Below are 17,183 nucleotides of genomic sequence, written 5' to 3' on the forward strand. Positions count from 1 at the left end.
TCATGGCCACTTAGGGTTTCGCCCTTACGGCGAGTCCCTTTTGTCAAACGCCGGAGTGCCGGCCCAGCAAAAAGGAACCAAAAGGGCTTGCCCCTCCATACGGCCCCTCGCTGGGGCTCGGGGTTCCCTCGCTTCGGAATTGCTCCGGGGGCCCTGGCCGGGTGGCGGCTAGCTCGGCATCCATGCCGAGCTGCCCCCTATGCAACGCCTACGCTCGGCCTGCTGGGAAGGGGCCGGAAGATCAAGATCAAGATCAAAAGCCAAAGCCAAGGTGCGCAGGCCGGCTCCTTGTAGCCGCTGCCGAAGGCTGCGAACGAGCGCTCGCGCTCGCAAAACCAGGCGGCGCGGTATGCCAGGAGCATTGGGGATGCAGGTTTAGCGTCTCCTGCTGAGCCGTTCGCAGCCTGCGGCAGCGGCTACAGAGTATGTGCGTTCTGTAGCCGCTGCTGAGCCTGCGAAGCTGCGACAAGGTCCGCAGGACCTTCGACCATCCCAAGAGCAGCATCGCCCTGTGAAGGACAAATGAAACAAGGTCGGCCGGTAGGCCGCCGTCAGATGTTGATCTTCCTGCCCCCTGAGACACGATGGCCGGAGCTCGAGCATGCCTCGCTAGGCGAGGCTCCGAGTGGAGGGGCAGAAGCCTTTGGTGACTTTGGGCTGGGTCGAGATTCCGGCTTTTCCAAAGTGACTCGCTGTAAGAGCGAAACCATAAGCCGCCGTTACCGCAGCAACGGATATGGACTCCCGACAAATAGCGAACACAGATTTCACGACCGCTACGCAGTCGAGCGGGAGCAAGCTCCCTCGCCACAAGGTTTGCGCTTCAGGTTTCAAGCCCCACCGTTCCACCCTCCGCCTAACGCCACCACCAACCCCACACTGGCCTGCAACTCCCGGGTCTGCAGCGCCTGCAACCCCCGTTGTGCCTGCAAGGCTGCAGTCTGCGCCGTCACCACATCCAGGTAACTCACCGCCCCGGCCTGATAGCTGTTCATGGCCAAGGTCTGGGTATGCAGCGCCGCATTCACCGCTGCCTGCTGATCCAGCGCTTCCTGGTGCAAGTCCCGCAGTTGCCCGAGGTTGTCCTCCACCTCCCGAACCGCTCGCAGCACTTGCCCACGGTAATGGGCGGCGGCTTCTTCGAACTCGGCATGGGCCTGGCGCTCATTGGCGCTCAGCCGCCCGCCATCGAAGATCGGCAGGTTCATCAGGGGGCCCAGGGCCCAATAGCGATTGCCCGCCGACAGCAGGTTGCCCACGCCCTGGGTCTGCCCGCCGAGCATGCCGGTCAGGCTGAAATCCGGGTACCAGGCGGCGCGGGCGATGCCGATGCCGGCATTGGCGGCGTACACCCGGCGTTCGGCGGCGGCAATGTCGGGTCGGCGTTGCAGCAGGGTGCTGGGCAGTTGCTGGGGAATACTCGGCAGGCTCAGCAGTTGCGAAGAGGGCGCCAGGCTGAAGCGGCTGGCCGGTTCCCCCACCAGTTCGCCAATCGCATGTTCGGTGAGGTTGCGCTGGGCGCGCACTTCGTCCAGTTCCGCCTCGGCGCTGGCCAGTTGGCTCTGGGCCCGGGTCAGGTCCAGTTCCGAGGCGATCTGCCCCTGATAGCGGTCGCGGGTCAGTTGCAGGGCCTGGGCGTAATCCTCCAGGGAACGGCTCAGGATCCGGCTCTGGGCATCCAGGCCGTTGAGTTGCACATACAGGCTCGCCAGCTGTTTTTGCAGGCTCAGGCGCGCCGCCGCCAGGTCGTCGCCGGAGGCCTGGGCCTGGGCATCGCCGGCTGCGGCTTGATTGCGAATCCGGCCCCAGAGGTCGAGGTCGAAGCTCAGGGCAAAACCGGCGCTGTTGCTGTTGTAGATCGACGGTTGCGTGCTGCCGCGCAGGGGGCGGCTGTCCGACTGGCGCTGGCGCAACGGCTGGGCGCTGGCGCTGATCTGCGGGAACAGCCCAGCATGCAGTTGGCTGGCGTAGGCCTGGGCGCCGTCGTAGTGGGCCAGGGCCGCCGCCAGATCCGGGTTGGCTCGAAGCAGGCGTTGTTGCAGGTCATTCAACTGCGGGTCCTGGTACAGCCGCCACCAGTGCTCGGCGAGGCTCTGGGGCGCGGCGGCCGGGTGCCAGGGGCCGTCGCTGCTCTGTTCGCGGTAGTGCGCCGGCAGGTCGATGGCCGGCACCTGGTAATGGGGCGCCAGGGAGCAGCCGTGCAGGGCCAGCACCAGCAGGGCGGCGAGGGGCTTAAGCCTTGGGCGCATGCTCACCTCCGGCGTCGGCCAGTTGCACCAGGTCACCTTCGCGCAGGGCGTCTGGCGGGTTGTCGATGACGTGATCGCTGGCTTGCAGGCCCTGGTCGATCACCAGCCGTTCCCCCAGGTCCAGGCCAATATGGATGCTGCGCAGGTGCACGCGTTTGGCACTGTCGATCACCGCCACTTGGGTGCCCTGGGCACGGAAGATCAGCGCGCTGGCGGGGATGCTCACGCCGTGGGTGTCGGCAGGGATCGCCAGGGTGGCTTCGGCATAGTCGCCGGGCAGCAATGCGCCGTCGGGGTTGGCGGCGACGAACTGCGCCAGCAGGGTGCCGGAGCGCGGGTCGATGGCGGTGGAGTCGCCCACCAGTTGCGCGCTGAAGTGCTGGCCCGGGTGCTCGGGCACGGTCAGTTGCGCTTGCAGGCCGGGGCGGATCACGCTGGCGTAGTTCTGCGGAATCGGCACGTAGAGCCGTAGCTTGTGGGTGTCCGCCAGGTCGAACAGCTCCGGGTCGCTGTCGTTGTCGGCCTTGATCAACTGGCCGATGTCGGTGTGGCGGGCGGTGATGGTGCCGGCGAAGGGCGCGCGAATGGTCTTGTAGTCTTCCAGCGCCGTGAGCCGTGCGTAGTCGGCGGCGGCTGCCTGGGCATTGGCCTTGGCCGCGGCGGCGTTGGAGCTTTTTTCATCGGCCTCCTGGCGCGACACCGAGTGGCTGGCCAAAAGGTGCTGCCAGCGCTCGGCGGTGGTCTGCGCCAGCCTTGCATTGGCCTGCTGCTGGATCATCCGCGCCCGGGCCTGGGCCACTTGCTGGTCCAGGTCGGGGCTGTCGATATGGGCCAGTACCTGCCCGGCGGCTACCTTGGCGCCGATGTCCTGGCTCCAGTCCTTGAGGTAGCCGCTGACCCGGGCGTGGATCGGCGCCTTGCTCCAGGCTTCCAGGTGCGCCGGCAGGCGCAGGGTGTCGCCCAGCAGGTTGTGCTGCGGCTGGAACACCAGCACCTGCGGCACGGCGGCGGTTTCGGTCCAGGCGACCACGGCCCGTTCATGCCGGGTGCGCGCCGCCAGGCCGCTGGCGACCAGCAGCGCGGCCAGGCTCAGGCCGCCGATGCCCAGGAGCATCAGGCGTTTGCGCGAAGGGGTGTGATCAGGCGACATGGGTGTTTTCTCCAACGACAGCGGATTGGGGGTGACGGCCGTGGACCAGGCTGAAGACCACGGGGACAAAGATCAGGGTGGCGACGGTGGCGAGCAGCAGCCCGCCGATCACCGCGCGGCCCAGGGGCGCGTTCTGTTCCTCGGACAGGGCCAGGGGCAGCATGCCGATGATCATCGCCAGGGCGGTCATGCACACCGGGCGAAAGCGTGTGTAGCCGGCTTCCAGGGCGGCCTTGAGGGCGTCGCCATGTGCCGCCAGGCGCTCGCGGCAGAAGCTCACCACCAGGATCGAGTTGGCGGTAGCCACCCCCATGCACAGGATGGCCCCGGTCAGCGCCGGCACCGACAGCGAGGTGCCGCTCAGGAACAGCATCCAGACGATCCCGGCCAGGGCCGCCGGCAGGGCGGTGATGATCACGAACGGATCGACCCAGGACTGGAAGTTGACCACGATCAGCAGGTAGATCAGCACCACCGCCCCCAGCAGGCCCAGGCTCAGGCCGCTGAAGGCTTCGTGCAGGGCGTCGATCTGCCCGTGCAGGCTGACCGTGGCGCCCTTGGGCCGCAGGGCCGCGGCGTCGTCCAGGACCTTTTGCATGTCGTGGGCCACGGCGCCGAGGTCGCGCCCCTGCACGTTGGCGTACAGGTCCAGGGTGGGCTGGATGTTGTAGTGGCTGACCACCGCCGGGCTCTCGACCCGGGAGATGTCCGCCAGGCCGCCGAGGATCTGCGACTGGCCGTTGCTGCCGGTGACCGGCAGCGCCTCCAGGGCCGGCAGGCTGTCCAGGCGGTACTGCGGGGTGGCGGCGACGATGGAGTAGGACACGCCGTTCTTCGGGTTGAGCCAGAAGGTTGGCGCCACCTGGGAGCTGCCGGCGAGCGAGGCCACCATGCTGTTGGTCACGTCGCGCTCGGTGATGCCCAGGCCGTTGGCCCGCAGGCGGTCGACCTTGACCTGCAAGGACGGGTAGCCGGTGGACTGCTGGATGCGCAGGTCGGCGATGCCCGGTACATGTTGCAGGCGCCGTTGCAGTTCCAGGGCGAAGGCGCGGTTGGCTTCGGCGTTGGGCCCGGAGATTTTCACGTCCAGCGGGGCCGGGGCGCCGAAGTTGAGGATCTGGCTGCTGATGTCCGCTGGCAGGAAGGCGAACTGACTGCCGGGGAAGCTTTCCGGCAGTGCTTCGCGCAGCTGTTTCACGTAGTCGGCGCTGGGCGCGTGGCCGGGCTTGAGGGTGACCTGGATATCGCCATCCTGGGGGCCGATGGTGCCGCTGTTGCTGTAGGCCATGTCGATGCCGCTCAAGGGGATGCCGATGTTGTCGATGATGCTGTCCAGTTGCTCGGCCGGGATCACTTCGCGAATCCGCGCTTCGATGCGGTCGAAGGCCGCCGCGCTTTCCTCGATCCGCGTGCCCAGGGGCAGGCGCACGTGCAGGGCCAGGGCCCCGGCGTCGGTGGCGGGGAAGAAGTCCTGGCCCAGGCTCGGCAGCAGGGCGAAGGAGGCCAGTACGCAGGCCAGGAAGCCGAGGACGAAGGTCTTGCGCCGGCCCAGGGCCAGGTGCAGCAGGCCGTGGTAGGTGTCGCGCACGTTGGAGAAGCGCGCCTCGAAACCCTGCTGCAAGGCCAGCAGCCCGCGCACCAGGGCGCTGCGCGGCTTGGCGTGCTGTTCGCCTTCGTGGTGGTTGATGAAGGCGTCTTCCGGGTGATGCCCGGGCCCGGCTTCCGGCGCGTGGGGCTTGAGCAGGTACAGGGCCAGTGTGGGCACCAGGGTCCGAGAAAGGATGAACGAGCTGGCCATGGCGAAGATCACCGCCAGGGCCATGGGCCGGAACAGGTAACCGGCGATGCCCTGCAGCAGGAACATCGGCACGAAGACGATGCAGATGCACAGCAGCGAGACGAAGGCCGGGCCGACGATCTGCTTGGCGCCGTCGAGGATCGCCTGCTTCACCGCCTTGCCCTGTTCCAGGTGCCAGTTGATGTTTTCGATGGTCACCGTGGCGTCGTCCACCAGGATCCCCACCGCCAGGGCCAGGCCGCCCAGGGTCATGACGTTGAGGGTCTGGCCGCTGAGCGCCAGCAGGGCAATCGCGGAAAGCACCGCCAGGGGAATCGAGGCGGCGATGATCAATGTCGAGCGCCAGCTACCGAGGAACAGCAGGATCATCGCGCTGGTCAGCAGGGCGGCGATGATGCCTTCCCGGGCCACGCTGCCCACCGATTGCTTGACGAACACCGAGGCGTCCCCCAGCAGCGAAGTCTTCAGCGCCGGCGGCAGGGTTTCGTTGATCCGCGGCAGCATCTGGCGGATGCCGTCGACGATCGACAGGGTGGAGATGTTGCCGTTCTTCAGCGCTGGCATCAGCACCGCGCGGCGTCCGTCGACCCGCACGATATTGGTCTGCGGCGGCGAGCCGTCGCGCACGTGGGCCACCTGGCCGATGGTGATCAGCGCACCGTCCACGGTCTTGATCGGCAGGTCGTTGAGCTCGTCGATGGCGGTCGGGCTGTTGTTCAGCAGCACTGTGTATTCATCGCCGCCGAGCTTGGCGGTGCCCACCGGGATGATCTGGTTCTGCGCCGCCAGGGCATTGCCCACGTCCTGGGCCGACAGGCCCTTGGCGGCCAGGGCTTGCGGGTCCAGGTCGAGGGTGATCTGGCGCTGCTTGCCGCCCATGGGCGTGGGCATGGCCAGCCCCGGTAGCGAGCTCAGGGGCAGGCGGATGTTGTTCTGCACCAGGTCGCGGATCTTCGCCTCCGACAGGGTCGGGCTGGAAAACGCCAGCTGCAGGATCGGCACCGTCGAGGCGCTGTAGTTGAGGATCAGCGGCGGGGTGATGCCCGGCGGCATCTGCTTGAGCACGGTTTGTGACACCGCTGTCACCTGGGCGTTGGCGGTGCGGATATCGACCCCGGGCTGGAAGAAGATCTTGACGATGCCCATGCCCGGCAGCGACTGCGATTCGATGTGCTCAATGTCGTTGACCGTGGTGCTCAGGGAACGCTCGTAGGTGTAGATCACCCGGCCGGCCATGGCGTCCGGCGACAGGCCGTTGTACTGCCAGACCACCGCCACCACCGGGATGCCGATGTCGGGAAACACGTCGGTGGGGGTACGCAGGGCCGCCAGGGGCCCGATGATGCAGATGAATATCGCCAGCACGATGAACGTGTAGGGCTTGAGCAGTGCGGTCTTGACCAGCCCGAGCATGCCGAAAACCTCCGAGGGAGTGGGATTGCAAACCTCGGCAGCCTGCAGCGACCCACCTAACACGCGGCTTTCAGCCAGGTGAAGGAAGTTTTAGGTAAGGCCTGAATTTCCTTTCATGTGGATTCATTTGTTCTCGCGCCCGGGCCTCGACAAGCTTGATGACCATCGACGCAGCCGATTTTTTCCGGCCGGCGTCGCACCTGTTTCTGTCACTTGCGAGGTTTTTTTCATGTCCCTCAAACCGCTGTTGCTGCTGCCGGGCCTGGGCCTGGCGTGCCTGCTCTCGGCCTGTGCCGGGCCCGTGCCCAAGGCCGATCCGCAGCAGGCCTGGATCGATCTTTCCGCGGAGTCGCCCAACGATTTGCTGGCCGACAGCGTCGACGGCAAGCGCCTGAATGATGGCCGCTACTTCCAGGTCAGCCCGGGCCAGCACCGCTTGCAGATGGCCCTGTTGCAAGGGGCCAACGGCAACTCGGCGCAGCCCGAGTGCCTGGGACGCCTGGACTACGCAGGGTTCAAGGCGGGCGGGCATTACCAACTGCTGGAGTCGAGCCAGGGCCAGGACGTGAGCGCCGCCCTGGTGGATGCCCAGGGCCGGCCAGTGGCCCGGAGCCAGCCGTTCAGTTGCCTGTAAACGCCTTTTTTCGACTGTCGAGGTACTGCGTCATGACATTTAAACCGCTGCTGCTGATTCCTGCCCTGGGCCTGGTGTGCCTGCTTTCTGCCTGCGCTGGCCCCATGCCCCAGCCCGACCCCAGCGAGGCCTGGATCGGCTTGCAGGAAGAGGGTTCCAACGACCTGATGGCCGAACGGGTGGATGGGCACAAGGTCGACGACGGGCGTTATTTTCAGGTCAAGCCCGGCACTCATCGCCTGGACGTGACCCTGTTTGAAGAGAGTGTCGGTGATTCCAACCAGCAAGACTGCAACGGCCATCTCAGCTACAGCGGCTTCAAGGCCGGCGAGCATTACAAACTGGTGGAGTCGAGCCTGGGCAGCGAGGTGTCGGCGCGCTTGTATGACGCCCAGGGCAAGCAGGTGGCCAGCACCCACGACTTCAGTTGCATGCCCGGCTGACGGGGCTGTTTAACGCGCGCAAATCAGGACGTTTCGCTCAACACAAAGAGACAGGCCTGACTTCAGGCCCATGGCGAGCCACGGGATCATGGGGGCCTGTCTCCCAGCAAGCGGGCGTGCGTTATGAAGCAAAAGGCTGAAGCGGCAATTAACCCCACCGATGTGGCATTTGGCGAAGTGGCGCATATGATCAGCGCCGCGCGGCAACGGGCGGTGCGGGCGGTGAACACTGAACTGGTGGAGCTGTATTGGCAGGTCGGGGCCTATATCAGCCGCAAGCTCGAGGCGGCGGAATGGGGTGATGGCGTGGTCCAGCAATTGGCCGATTACCTGGCGCGGCAGCAGCCGGGGCTGCGGGGGTTTACCCGGGCCAACCTGTTTCGCATGCGGCAGTTTTATGAGGCCTATCGCGATGACGAGAAAGTCGCACCACTGGTGCGACAATTGTCCTGGAGCCACCATCTGGTGGTGATGGGGCAGAGCAAAGGGCCACGTGAGCGTGAGTTCTACCTGCGCTTGGCGATCCAGGAGCACTGGTCGAGGCGCGAGTTGGAACGGCAGATCAAATCCGCGCTGTTCGAACGCACGCTGAGCCACCCGGCCAATGCCACGGCCACCTTGAAACAGGCCCGTCCCGAGGCCCTGAAGGTCTTCAAGGATGCCTACATGGTGGAGTTTCTCGACCTGCCCCCGGGGCATGACGAGGCCGATCTGCATCAGGGGCTGGTGCGTCAACTCAAGGATTTTCTGATCGAGATGGGCCGCGACTTCTGCTTTGTCGCTTCGGGCTACCCCTTGCAGGTTGGCGGGCGCGATTTCGTCCTGGATCTGCTGCTGTTCCATCGTGGGTTGAATTGCCTGGTGGCCGTTGAACTCAAGGTCGGGCGCTTCGAACCGGAGTACCTGGGCAAGCTGGGCTTCTACCTGAAGGCCCTGGATCGTCAGGTGCGCAAACCCCACGAAAAACCGGCCCTGGGCGTGCTGCTGTGTGCCAGCAAGGAAGACGAGGTGGTGGAATATGCCCTCAACCGTTCGCTGTCTCCGGCGTTGATCGCCGAGTACCGGACCCAGTTGCCGGACAAACAACTGCTGCAGGCCAAGCTGCAGGAGTTCTATGCCCTGGACACGCAGGCGCGGTGAGCCGGGCGGCGACTCTGGCCGGGCTGCCGCAGCGCCCTGGTGAGTCGAGTGCGCACCCAGGCGCCGCCCTCCGGTTCATTGCGGCTCACTGCCGAACCAGTCGGCCAGGCGTGCGCTGGCTTGCTCCCGGACCTCGGCGTTGATGTGGGCGGCCACCGTCACCACCGAGCCGGTCAACAGGCCGAGGTCATCCACGTACCCGGCCCCGGGAATCAGGTCGGGGATCAGGTCCAGCGGCAGCACGAAGTAACCCAGGGCGGCGTAGATGGTGGTCTTGGCCCAGATCGGGGTTTGCGGTCGTTGCGCGGCGTAGTAGAGCCACAGGGCTTTCTGGATCAGGGCCCGGCCGATGCGCGAGGCGTAGCGGCCGATCTTGTGCCAGAAACAGAGTTCAAGGGACTGGGCGGTGGACATGGCGCACTCCTGGTGGGGCATGGGTCCAGGTCATGGTCGCCACCTAAGCGCTGGTTCGGCAGAGGCCAATATTTCCCCGGTGGTTTCCCTCGTAGCAGTGCTGTTCAGGGCTGCCGACGGGCCTCCAGGCGCTGGAACAGCAGCATGCCCAGGAGCATGGCCAGGACGAACACCCAGGCTTGCCAGTGGCCCCCCGGCAACAGCACCAGGGCCGGTCCCGGGCAGATCCCGGCTATGCCCCAGCCGATGCCGAACAGCAGGCTGCCGCCGATCAGGCGTCGATCGACATTGCGCTTGGCGGGGATCTGCATGGGCGCCCCGAGCAGCGAGCGCGAGCGGCCCATGGCCCAATGGAAAGGCCACCAGGCCACGGCGATGGCGCCGAGCATCACCAGCGCCAGGGACGGATCCCAGCGGCCGGCCAGGTCGAGAAAGCCCAGGACCTTGGCCGGATTGGCCATGCCTGCCAGCAGCAGGCCGATGCCGAACAGCAGGCCGGCAAAAAATGCGCTGAGTTTTCTCATGGCAGCAGCCCCAGTCCGTGGCGCAATACCCAGACCGTGGCGAAGCCGGTGCCCATGAAGCACAGGGTGGCGACGAGCGAGCGTGGCGACAGCCGGGAAATGCCGCAGACCCCGTGGCCGCTGGTGCAACCGGCGCCATAGCGGGTGCCGATGCCCACCAGCAGGCCGGCGCCGATCAGGCCGAGCAGGCCGCCCTGGAACTCGGCCACCGGCAGGGCGTGAAACAGGCCCCAGAGCAGGGGCGCCAGCAACAGCCCGAGGATGAACAGGGCTTTTTCGCCCCAGCCGTCGCTGCCCGGTTGCAGCAGGCTGCCGAGCAGGCCGCTGATTCCGGCGATGCGCCCGTTGGCGACGATCAACAGCCCGGCCGCCAGGCCGATCAGCGCGCCTCCGGCCAGGGCCGAGCCCGGGGTGAAATGTACGGCATCAAAGAGCATGGGGATTTCCTCTGCATGGTCCTGTTGTTCCACCTTGGAAGCGCGGCGTCGGTGGCGACGCCTTCGCTGGCAAGCCAGCGGCGACAGCTGCCGTGTAACTGTTGTTGTGGCAGCCGGCTGGCCGGCGCAAGGACTTCAATGGGACAGCCAGCCCAGGGCCCCGCCCGCCAGCAGCAGCGCCGCCAGCATGCCGGTGACGGCGAACAGTTGTTGCAGGCGCGGCCCGGCCAGGTGGCTGGCCACCTGACGGCCCAGCACCAGGCCCACTACCGCGCCCAGGGCAAAGGGTGCGCCCACCGCCCAGTGCATCACCCCGCTGAGGCTGGCGGTCACCACGCTGCCCAGGGACACCAGGGCAATCACCGCCAAGGAGGTGGCGACGATACTCTTGCTGTCCAGGTTGGTGTAGCGGCTCAGGGCCGGGATGATCACGAAGCCGCCGCCCACGCCGAGCAACCCCGACAGCAGCCCCGAGAGCATGCCGGTGAAGGTCAGTGCCCGGGCGCAGGGCAGGGTCCAGCGCAGGCGGCCCTGGGCCGGGTTGAGCACGCAGGGCAGGAAAGCCGGGCGCGGCGCCGCCCGGCCCTGTTTCAATTCCAGGCTGGCCTTGCGCAGGATACGTCCGCAGGCATACAGCAGCACCAGGGAAAACAGCAGGGCCAGGGGCAGGTTGGGCAGGCGGTGGGCCAGCCACAGCCCCAGCGGCGCCATGAGGATGCCGATGCTGGCGACAAACCCCGCCGCACGGTAGCGCACGATGCCCTGGCGCAGGCCCAGCACCGCGCCGACGCTGGCGGCCAGACCCACCGCCAGCAGGCCGATAGGGGCGGCCTCGACCATGCTCAAGCCCAGGCCGAACACCAGCAATGGCACCGCGAGGATGCCGCCGCCGGCTCCCGTCAGCGCCAGGATCGCGCCAATGACCGCCCCCAGCCCAGCGCCCAAAAGACTGTGTTCATTCATGTCTTCGGGGTGTCCGTGGCCTGGGTCGGTTGCGCCAGCCATTCATGGCCCTTGAGCATGCCGCGCCAGTACAGCGGCGGCAGAATCCGTTCCTTCAGCCACCAGGCGCGGCGGGTCGGCTGGCGGCCGTCCAGCAGCCAGCGCGGAAAGCTCGGTGCCAGCTTGCCGCCGTAGGTGAATTCGGCGAGGACGATCTTGCCCCGCTCCACGGTCAGCGGGCAGGAGCCGTAGCCGTCATAGGCGGCCAGCCGGGTCAGGCGCTTGAGGGCCACCAGCACGTTGTTGGCCACCACCGGCGCCTGCTTGCGCGCCGCGGCGGCGGTCTTGGCGTTGCTGGTATTGGTGGCGTCGCCCAGGCCGTGGATGTTGACGAAACGCCTGTGGCGCAGGCTGTGGGGATCGACGTCGATCCAGCCGGCGGCGTCCGCCAGCGGGCTGTGGCGGATGAAATCCGGGGCGCATTGCGGCGGCACCACGTGCAGCAGGTCGAAGGCGCGCTCCAGGGTTTCCTGGCGGCCGTCGGCCAGGGTGCGGACGAAGGTCGCGCGCTGCGCCGGGCCGTTCACCGCCATCAGGTTGTGGCCGAAATCCAGCTCGATGGCGTATTTCTTCACGTATTCCATCAGCGCCGGCACATAGTCGGCCACGCCGAACAGCACGCCGCCGGCATTCAGGAAACGCGGCTTGATCGCCCCCAGGCGACCGTGGCGCCGCCAGTGGTCGCAGGACAGGTACATGGCTTTCTGCGGCGCGCCGGCGCACTTGATCGGCATCGGCGGTTGGCTGAACAGCGCCTCGCCCTGTTGCAGCTGCTGCACCTGTTGCCAGGTGTAGGGCGCCAGGTCGTAGCGGTAGTTGGAGGTCACGCCGTGGTTGCCCAGGGCCTGGGGCAGGCCGTCGATGGCCGCCCAGTCGAGCTTGAGCCCGGGGCAGACGATCAACTGGTCGTAGGCCAGCACGTGGCCGTTGTCCAGCACCAGGGCATTGTGTTGCGGTTCGAACTGGCTGACCGCGCGCTGGATCCACTTGACGCCCTGGGGAATCAGCTCGGCCATGGTCCGTTCGGTGGACGCGGCGCTGAATACCCCGGCGCCCACCAGGGTCCAGCCGGGCTGGTAATAGTGGTGCTGGGCGGGGTCGATAAGGGCCACGTCCAGGTGCGGATCGCGGGTCAAGAGGCTGGCGGCAACGGCGATGCCGGCGGCACCGCCACCGACGATCAGCACCTGGTGGCTGCCGTCGACGGGGCGCAGGGCCGGGTTGAAGGGACGCATGGCAAGGTCTCCGTGTGGAGTCGTTAATCGTTATAGGGTGTTCAGGGGAATCTTCAGGTAGCTCACGCCGTTGTCTTCGGGCTCGGGAAACTGCCCGCTGCGCATGTTGACCTGCACCGAAGGCAGGATCAGCACCGGCATGTCCAGGGTCGCGTCACGGGCTTCGCGCATCTTCACGAAGCTGTCTTCGTCGACGCCCTGATGGATGTGGATGTTGTTGGCGCGCTGCTCGGCAACGGTGGTCATGTACTGCAGCTCGCGGCCGTTGGGCAGGTAGTCGTGGCACATGAACAGCCGGGTTTGCGGGGGCAGGGCGAGGATCTTGCCGATGGAGCGGTACAGGGTCCGCGCGTCGGCCCCGGGGAAGTCGCAGCGGGCGGTGCCGTAGTCGGGCATGAACAGGGTGTCGCCGACAAAGGCCACGCACTCATCGCCGACCTGCACCAGGTAGGTCATGCAGGCCGGGGTGTGCCCCGGGGTGTGCAGGGCGCGGGCGCCGAGGCCGCCGATGGCGAATTCGGCGCCGTCTTCCAGCAGCACGTCGAACTGGCTGCCGTCGCGGGCAAAGCTCGGGGCCTCGTTGAACAGTGCGCCGAAGACTTTCTGCACCCGGGTGATCTGATTGCCGATGGCCACCCGGGCCCCCAGCTGGTCCTTGAGGTAGGCCGCGGCGGACAGGTGATCGGCGTGCACGTGGGTTTCCAGGATCCAGTCGACACGGGCGTCCAGCTCGCGCACCCGGGCGATCAGGCGGTCGGCGGACTCGGTGCGGGTGCGGCCGGATTTCGGGTCGTAGTCCAGCACGCTGTCGATCAGCGCGCAGCGGCGGCTGGCCTGGTCCATCACCAGGTAGCTGATGGTCCAGGTCTGACTGTCGAAAAAGGCTTCTACACGCAGCGTGTCGCTGATGATCATGGGGCACTCCAGGCAATGAAGGTGAGGACAGTCTGCGCTGTCGCTCGTCCCTTGGACTGTCAATAAACGTGCCAACCTCAAACACCCGGATTGGCCACCTGTTCATTGAAGTAGAAGGCCGCAGAGGCTGCCATCAGGCGTTTTGTGCCGCGACTGCCAACGTCATTTGGCAGTGGTTTGGCAGTTTGTGGCAGAAAATGGCAGAAAGCCGCGGCGTGCTTTAAGCTGCCGCCACTGCCCCGGAGTTGCCCATGTCCCTGATCGCCACCGACCTTGCCCAGCCGTCCATGTCTGCCCTGGTGTCCTACCTCGAACACGATCCGCAACCGACCATCGTGCTCGACACCGACTACAACATCATCGCCGCCAACACCGCCTACCAGCGTCAGTTCGGCGTGGCCGGCAAGCCCCACGTCGGCGCCAAGTGCTACCGCGTCTCCCACCAGTTCGCCGTGCCCTGCGATCAGGCCGGCGAGCATTGCCCGATGCGCAAGGCCCATGACAGCCGGGTGCCGGAGCGCATGCTGCACATCCATCACACGCCTCGCGGCCCGGAGCACGTGGACGTGGAACTGCGGCCGATCATCGGCGAGGCCGGCACCGTGGTGGCCTACGTCGAGCGCTTGAGTTCGGTGGCGGTGGCTTCGGTGCAGCCCCAGCAGAAAGGCCTGGTGGGACGCTCGCCGGCCTTCAATGAAGCCCTGAGCGCCTTGCAGCGGGCGGCTCCGGCGCCGATCCCGGTGTTGTTGCAGGGCGAGTCCGGCACCGGCAAGGAGCTGTTCGCCCGGGCCCTGCACGACGGCAGCCCCAGGGCCAGCGGGCCGCTGGTGGTGGTGGACTGCACCGGGCTCACCGAAACCCTGCTGGAAAGCGAACTGTTCGGCTATGAAAAGGGCGCCTTTACCGGCGCCCTGCAACGCAAGATCGGCCTGGCGGAAGCGGCCCACGGCGGCACCCTGTTTCTCGATGAAATCGGCGAGGTGCCCCTGGCCATGCAGGTCAAGCTGCTGCGCCTGATCGAGTCCGGCAGCTTCCGCCCAGTGGGCAGCCTGCGCACCGTGCACTCGGATTTTCGCCTGGTGGCGGCCACCCACAAGCCGCTCAAGGAAATGGTCGCCGCCGGCAGCTTCCGCCAGGACCTGTACTACCGCATCAGCGCCTTCCCGATCCGCCTGCCGGCGCTGCGCGAACGCAGCGACGACCTGCCGCTGCTGATCGACAGCCTGCTGCGCCGCCTCGATCCCGGGGTGGTGCCGCGAGTCGATCCCCAGGCCCTGGAACAGCTGCAGCTGTACACCTACCCGGGCAATATCCGCGAGCTGCGCAACATCCTCGAACGGGCGCGCTTGTTCAGCGATGACGGGGTGATCCGCCTGCAGGACCTGCCGGCGGAACTGCGCCGTCCCCAGGCCCCGGTCCCGGTGACCCGGCGCCGGGCCGGCAAGGACCTGGAGCAACTGGCCCATGCCCTGGAAGTCTTCGACGGCTCGCGCAGCGAACTGGCCAAGGCCCTGGGCCTGAGCGAACGCACGCTGTACCGGCGCCTCAAGGCCCTGGGCCTGTAGCCGCCGGGCGGACGGCCGCAGCCGGGTTCAAGCCTCGGCCGGTGGCCGGGGCAGCGGCAGGTCGCAGGCCATCACCCACATGCCGATCTGTTCCAGGTCGGTGCTGAAGGGCACTTCACCGATCTGTCGCAGCCCGGCGCTTTCATAAAAGCGCCGGGCGCCGCTGTTGCTCTTGAGCACGTCCAGCCACAGGCAGGATTCCCCGGCGGCGCTGGCCCGTTGCAGCACCTGCTCCAGCAGGCGCCGGCCATGGCCCTGGCCGGCCTGGGACTTGAGCAGGTAGATCTTCTGCAACTCGGCCCCGCAGCGGTCGCTGCCCGGAACCGGCCGCCCCCAGTTGAGCTTGGCAAAGCCCATGGGCTGCTGCTGCGGGTCCAGGGCCAGCAGCCACAGGTGCCGGTCCCGGGCGGCCAGGGACGCTTGCAGGTGGGCGTCGGAGAAGTCCTGGTCGAGAAACTGCTGCATGCCGGCAGCGCTCCAGATCGCCGCGAAGTGCTCGCGGTAGGTGGCACAACCTATGGCCTTGAGCGCCTGGATATCGCGGCTGTCGGCTTCACGGATGGTGATCATGCTTGACTCCAGATGAATGGGCGGAACCGGGCGCAGCAGCTTAACGCCTGGTGCCCGAGTGCTCCAGTGCGCCCGGGGCACGATGGCGAACGAGCGTGGTCGTAGCTTCATCGCCCTTTTTCCGGAGATGCCATGAGCCAGGCCGTCCTTGCTACCGAAACCAATCGCCGCCAGTTGCAGCAGATCATCGCCGGTCTGTCCGACGGGGTGATCCTGATCGAAACCGACCAGGCCCGCAGCCTGCTCTGGGCCAATGAGGCGGCGCTGGCCATGCATGGAGTGAGCGAGGTCGGCGAGCTGGGGGCCAATGTCCGCGAGTACGCCCGGCGCTATGCCTTGCGCTACCGCAACAATCACCCCCTGGCCCTGGAGGCCTATCCCATCAATCGGGTGGCCGCCGGGGAAACCTTCAGCGACGTGGTGGTCGAGGTACAGGCCGAGATCGACGGCGAACCCCGGCACTGGGTGCACCGGGTGCGCAGTATGATCCTCACTGATCGCAGCGGCGCGCCGGAATCCCTGGTGCTGATCCTCAGCGATGCCAGCGATTGGGCTGGCGCCGAGCAGCGCTTCGAGAAGACCTTCAACGCCAACCCGGCGCCAGCGGTGATCTGCCGCCTCGGCGACTTGCGCTACATCAAGGTCAACCAGGGCTTCCTGGAAATGACCGGCTATGCCCGGGACCAGGTGATCGGCCGTTCGGTGTACGAGCTGGATGTGCTGGAGGACGCCGAGCACAAGGACCTGGCCATCGAGCGCCTGGGCCAGGGCGCGACCATCCCGCAGATGCAGGCCGAGCTGCGCCTGCCGGACGGCGGCAGCAAGCTGGTGATCGTCGCCGGCCAGCCCCTGGACATCAACGATGAAGACTGCATGCTGTTTTCCTTCATGGACCTGGAGCCACGGCGCAGGATCGAGATTGCCCTGCGCCAGAGCGAGGAGCGTTTTGCCAAGTCGTTTCGCCTGACCCCGGTGCCGACCCTGGTGTGCAGCGCCGAGCAGCAGATCGTCGACGTCAACGAGGCCTTTCTCAACACCTGCGGCTACAGCAGCGAGGAACTGCTGGGCAAGAACGTCGAGGCCATCGGCTTCATCGCCGAAGCCGCGGCGGCCAGCCAGCTGTTCAGTCAACTGGAGAAGGCCGGCAACGTCGATGGCCTGGACCTCAAGGTGCGCCAGAAGAACGCCGGGCTGATCGATTGCGTGGCCTACGCCGACACCGTGCTTATCCAGGACAGCCCCTGTTACCTGCTGGTGCTGATGGACATCACCGAGCGCAAGCGCTCCGAACTGGAGCTGGTGGGCGCCATCGAGGAAGTGATGCGCGACGCCTCCTGGTTCAGCCGAACCCTGATCGAAAAGCTGGCCAACGTGAGAAGCCCCAAGGCCCGGGACACGCCTGGGGTGTCCTCTGCCGACCTGACGGCCCGCGAGCGGGAAGTGCTGGGGTTGATCTATCAGGGATTGGCAGACAAAGAGATTGCCGCCCAGTTGAAGCTGGCGCCCAACACCGTGCGCAACCACGTCGCCACCCTGTATTCCAAGCTCGGGGTGCACAGCCGGGGCGAAGCCATCGTCTGGGCCCGGGAGCGCGGGCTGTTCGTCGGCACGGTCGGCAGTCGGGGACGCTGAACTGGTGCATATGCACCAGGGCAACCCGTGCAAATGCGCCTTCTTTGCGTGGTGGGTGTTTT

15 protein-coding genes are annotated in these 17,183 nt (G+C 66.7%); 5 read left to right on the plus strand and 10 right to left on the minus strand.

The features are described 5' to 3' along the window. Positions 1 to 830 precede the first annotated feature (830 nt). Genes POS17_RS12670 through POS17_RS12680 form a run of 3 tightly spaced genes read right to left on the minus strand, consistent with a single transcriptional unit; the run spans position 831 to position 6,610 of the window. On the minus strand, positions 831 to 2,249 hold the full coding sequence (locus POS17_RS12670) for an efflux transporter outer membrane subunit (RefSeq protein ID WP_060838865.1): 1,419 nt from the start codon (positions 2,247 to 2,249) through the stop codon (positions 831 to 833). Continuing rightward, positions 2,233 to 3,399, minus strand: coding sequence for an efflux RND transporter periplasmic adaptor subunit (locus POS17_RS12675; protein WP_060838866.1), 1,167 nt, complete (start codon positions 3,397 to 3,399; stop codon positions 2,233 to 2,235). The genes POS17_RS12670 and POS17_RS12675 overlap by 17 nt, the downstream gene beginning before the upstream one ends. Further along, positions 3,389 to 6,610 (minus strand): efflux RND transporter permease subunit, encoded by a 3,222-nt coding sequence (locus tag POS17_RS12680; RefSeq protein WP_060838867.1) that lies wholly within the window; start codon positions 6,608 to 6,610, stop codon positions 3,389 to 3,391. The genes POS17_RS12675 and POS17_RS12680 overlap by 11 nt, the downstream gene beginning before the upstream one ends. Positions 6,611 to 6,839: 229 nt before the next feature. Here POS17_RS12680 and POS17_RS12685 point away from each other — a divergent pair, with 229 nt between their 5' ends. The 3 genes from POS17_RS12685 (at position 6,840) to POS17_RS12695 (ending at position 8,827) form a co-directional block, all read left to right on the plus strand. After that, positions 6,840 to 7,244 carry a PA0061/PA0062 family lipoprotein gene (locus POS17_RS12685; RefSeq protein WP_060838868.1) on the plus strand — a complete coding sequence of 135 codons (405 nt, stop codon included), beginning with the start codon at positions 6,840 to 6,842 and terminating at the stop codon, positions 7,242 to 7,244. 32 nt (positions 7,245 to 7,276) lie between these two features. Continuing rightward, complete coding sequence (locus tag POS17_RS12690) at positions 7,277 to 7,687, plus strand: PA0061/PA0062 family lipoprotein (protein WP_060838869.1); 411 nt, start codon at positions 7,277 to 7,279, stop codon at positions 7,685 to 7,687. A gap of 123 nt (positions 7,688 to 7,810) precedes the next feature. After that, entirely contained in the window at positions 7,811 to 8,827 is a 1,017-nt protein-coding gene (locus POS17_RS12695; RefSeq protein WP_060838870.1) for a PDDEXK nuclease domain-containing protein, read from the plus strand. Between the two features lie 75 nt (positions 8,828 to 8,902). Here the strand turns inward: POS17_RS12695 and POS17_RS12700 are convergent, their stop codons facing one another. The 6 genes from POS17_RS12700 to POS17_RS12725 all read right to left on the minus strand — a co-directional run bounded on the left by POS17_RS12700 (position 8,903) and on the right by POS17_RS12725 (position 13,354). Next, complete coding sequence (locus POS17_RS12700; RefSeq protein WP_060838871.1) at positions 8,903 to 9,241, minus strand: YkvA family protein; 339 nt, start codon at positions 9,239 to 9,241, stop codon at positions 8,903 to 8,905. Between the two features lie 104 nt (positions 9,242 to 9,345). Continuing rightward, positions 9,346 to 9,765: a DUF6691 family protein gene (locus POS17_RS12705; protein ID WP_060838872.1), complete on the minus strand. Its 420-nt coding sequence runs from the start codon at positions 9,763 to 9,765 to the stop codon at positions 9,346 to 9,348. Further along, positions 9,762 to 10,289 (minus strand): YeeE/YedE family protein, encoded by a 528-nt coding sequence (locus POS17_RS12710; RefSeq protein ID WP_331711837.1) that lies wholly within the window; start codon positions 10,287 to 10,289, stop codon positions 9,762 to 9,764. The genes POS17_RS12705 and POS17_RS12710 overlap by 4 nt, the downstream gene beginning before the upstream one ends. 48 nt (positions 10,290 to 10,337) lie before the next feature. Then, a complete protein-coding gene (locus POS17_RS12715) occupies positions 10,338 to 11,165 on the minus strand; it encodes a sulfite exporter TauE/SafE family protein (protein WP_060838874.1) in 828 nt (275 codons plus the stop codon). Next, positions 11,162 to 12,439: an NAD(P)/FAD-dependent oxidoreductase gene (locus POS17_RS12720; RefSeq protein WP_060838875.1), complete on the minus strand. Its 1,278-nt coding sequence runs from the start codon at positions 12,437 to 12,439 to the stop codon at positions 11,162 to 11,164. Before POS17_RS12720 ends, POS17_RS12715 begins: the two co-directional genes overlap by 4 nt. A gap of 30 nt (positions 12,440 to 12,469) precedes the next feature. After that, the gene (locus POS17_RS12725; protein ID WP_060838876.1) at positions 12,470 to 13,354 is read right to left on the minus strand and encodes an MBL fold metallo-hydrolase; all 885 of its coding nucleotides are present in this window, start codon (positions 13,352 to 13,354) and stop codon (positions 12,470 to 12,472) included. 251 nt (positions 13,355 to 13,605) lie between these two features. Between POS17_RS12725 and POS17_RS12730 the strand changes: the two genes are divergently transcribed. Continuing rightward, the gene (locus POS17_RS12730; RefSeq protein WP_060838877.1) at positions 13,606 to 14,919 is read left to right on the plus strand and encodes a sigma-54 interaction domain-containing protein; all 1,314 of its coding nucleotides are present in this window, start codon (positions 13,606 to 13,608) and stop codon (positions 14,917 to 14,919) included. Between the two features lie 27 nt (positions 14,920 to 14,946). On the opposite strand, the gene POS17_RS12735 is transcribed toward POS17_RS12730, so the two are convergent. Further along, a complete protein-coding gene (locus POS17_RS12735) occupies positions 14,947 to 15,489 on the minus strand; it encodes a GNAT family N-acetyltransferase (protein ID WP_060838878.1) in 543 nt (180 codons plus the stop codon). 132 nt (positions 15,490 to 15,621) lie between these two features. On the opposite strand from POS17_RS12735, the gene POS17_RS12740 reads away from it, so the two are divergent. Continuing rightward, positions 15,622 to 17,121 carry a helix-turn-helix transcriptional regulator gene (locus POS17_RS12740; RefSeq protein ID WP_060838879.1) on the plus strand — a complete coding sequence of 500 codons (1,500 nt, stop codon included), beginning with the start codon at positions 15,622 to 15,624 and terminating at the stop codon, positions 17,119 to 17,121. Positions 17,122 to 17,183 lie beyond the last annotated feature (62 nt).

The sequence above is a fragment of the Pseudomonas sp. Os17 genome, from assembly GCF_001547895.1.
Classification (GTDB): Bacteria; Pseudomonadota; Gammaproteobacteria; order Pseudomonadales; family Pseudomonadaceae; genus Aquipseudomonas.

Excerpts from the sequence above, each read along its gene's own strand:
- POS17_RS12695 (WP_060838870.1), top strand. The coding sequence starts at position 7,811 with ATGAAGCAAAAGGCTGAAGCGGCAATTAACCCCACCGATGTGGCATTT.
- POS17_RS12700 (WP_060838871.1), bottom strand. The coding sequence starts at position 9,241 with ATGTCCACCGCCCAGTCCCTTGAACTCTGTTTCTGGCACAAGATCGGC.
- POS17_RS12670 (WP_060838865.1), bottom strand. The coding sequence starts at position 2,249 with ATGCGCCCAAGGCTTAAGCCCCTCGCCGCCCTGCTGGTGCTGGCCCTG.
- POS17_RS12720 (WP_060838875.1), bottom strand. The coding sequence starts at position 12,439 with ATGCGTCCCTTCAACCCGGCCCTGCGCCCCGTCGACGGCAGCCACCAG.
- POS17_RS12715 (WP_060838874.1), bottom strand. The coding sequence starts at position 11,165 with ATGAATGAACACAGTCTTTTGGGCGCTGGGCTGGGGGCGGTCATTGGC.
- POS17_RS12675 (WP_060838866.1), bottom strand. The coding sequence starts at position 3,399 with ATGTCGCCTGATCACACCCCTTCGCGCAAACGCCTGATGCTCCTGGGC.
- POS17_RS12725 (WP_060838876.1), bottom strand. The coding sequence starts at position 13,354 with ATGATCATCAGCGACACGCTGCGTGTAGAAGCCTTTTTCGACAGTCAG.
- POS17_RS12730 (WP_060838877.1), top strand. The coding sequence starts at position 13,606 with ATGTCCCTGATCGCCACCGACCTTGCCCAGCCGTCCATGTCTGCCCTG.
- POS17_RS12690 (WP_060838869.1), top strand. The coding sequence starts at position 7,277 with ATGACATTTAAACCGCTGCTGCTGATTCCTGCCCTGGGCCTGGTGTGC.
- POS17_RS12735 (WP_060838878.1), bottom strand. The coding sequence starts at position 15,489 with ATGATCACCATCCGTGAAGCCGACAGCCGCGATATCCAGGCGCTCAAG.
- POS17_RS12685 (WP_060838868.1), top strand. The coding sequence starts at position 6,840 with ATGTCCCTCAAACCGCTGTTGCTGCTGCCGGGCCTGGGCCTGGCGTGC.
- POS17_RS12705 (WP_060838872.1), bottom strand. The coding sequence starts at position 9,765 with ATGAGAAAACTCAGCGCATTTTTTGCCGGCCTGCTGTTCGGCATCGGC.
- POS17_RS12740 (WP_060838879.1), top strand. The coding sequence starts at position 15,622 with ATGAGCCAGGCCGTCCTTGCTACCGAAACCAATCGCCGCCAGTTGCAG.
- POS17_RS12680 (WP_060838867.1), bottom strand. The coding sequence starts at position 6,610 with ATGCTCGGGCTGGTCAAGACCGCACTGCTCAAGCCCTACACGTTCATC.